2 protein-coding genes are annotated in these 1,199 nt (G+C 43.0%); one reads left to right on the forward strand and one right to left on the reverse strand.

Annotation, left to right across the window (positions count from 1 at the left end; all coding sequences use genetic code 11):
• Positions 1-236: VOC family protein (locus tag AC1DDX_RS27600; protein ID WP_477623059.1), on the forward strand; the 236-nt coding region annotated here is incomplete at its 5' end.
• A gap of 36 nt (positions 237-272) precedes the next feature.
• Here the strand turns inward: AC1DDX_RS27600 and AC1DDX_RS27605 are convergent.
• The coding region (locus AC1DDX_RS27605) for an NAD(P)-dependent alcohol dehydrogenase (RefSeq protein WP_477623060.1) at positions 273-1,199 on the reverse strand (927 nt) is incomplete at its 5' end.

The raw sequence follows: 1,199 nt of genomic DNA on the forward strand, positions 1-1,199 counted from the left end.
TTGTACAAGATTCTCTAAAAAATGCGTTGAGAGGAGAAGTAGCAGATTTGTCTAAAGGAAATGAAGTGATTTTCACACTTTGGGCAGATAATAAAGAAGAAGCCGATAAATGGGCTGTTGAAGTCAGGAATGGCGGCGGCAAGATCTTTGATGAACCTGCTGAATTTGGCCCGGGTTATTATGGCTTTGGATTTTCAGACCCTGATGGGCATAAATGGAATGTATTTAACTGTTAAAATAAACAGGGCATACTGCCCTGTTTATTTGTAATCCTAATTATTCTTTAACGACGCCATATCAATTACAAAGCGATACCGCACATCGCTTTTCAGCATACGCTCATACGCTTCATTAATCTCCTGCATCTTAATTACCTCTATCTCCGAAACAATATTGTGTTCCCCACAGAAATCAAGCATCTCCTGTGTTTCGGCAATTCCACCAATTAACGATCCTGCAACAGATTTCCTCCCCATAATCATAGGTACAGAGTTCAACAACGGATCAAGCCCACCAAGATACCCTACCAATACCAACGTACCATTTATATTCAGTGTAGGTACATACTCATTTAAGTTATGCACATAAGGAACAGTATCAACAATCAAATCAAATTTTCCTGCTACACCCTGTATCTGCGCCGGGTCTGTAGAAATAATAACCTGATCGGCGCCCAATTCAAGCGCATCTTTTTCTTTTCCGGGCGATCTTGAAAATAATGTTACATGCGCACCAAGTGCTTTAGCCAATTTTATCGCCATATGGCCTAATCCGCCCAAACCCACAACGGCAACGGTGCTGTCTTTCCCAACATTCCAGTGTCTTAATGGAGACCAGGTCGTAATACCAGCACATAGTAATGGCGCTACAGCAGCCAGATCAAGGTTTTCGGGCAACTTTAAAACAAAATGCTCATCAACCACAACTTTTTCAGAGTAACCGCCAAAAGTGCGCCCGCCTAAATGTTTGTCCTTTCCGTTATAAGTTCCCGTAAAGCCAGGAATACAATATTGCTCCAGGTCTTGTTTACAGCTGGCACATTCTCTGCACGAGTCTACTAAACACCCTACCGCAGCCAAATCTCCTACTTTAAATTTGCTTACTTCAGATCCCACCTTGGTTACCCTGCCTACTATTTCATGACCGGGAACTGCCGGATAAACAGTCCCTCCCCAGTCGTTTCTGGCAGTGTGCAGGTC

This window comes from Pedobacter sp. 10L46_2, from assembly GCF_056395165.1.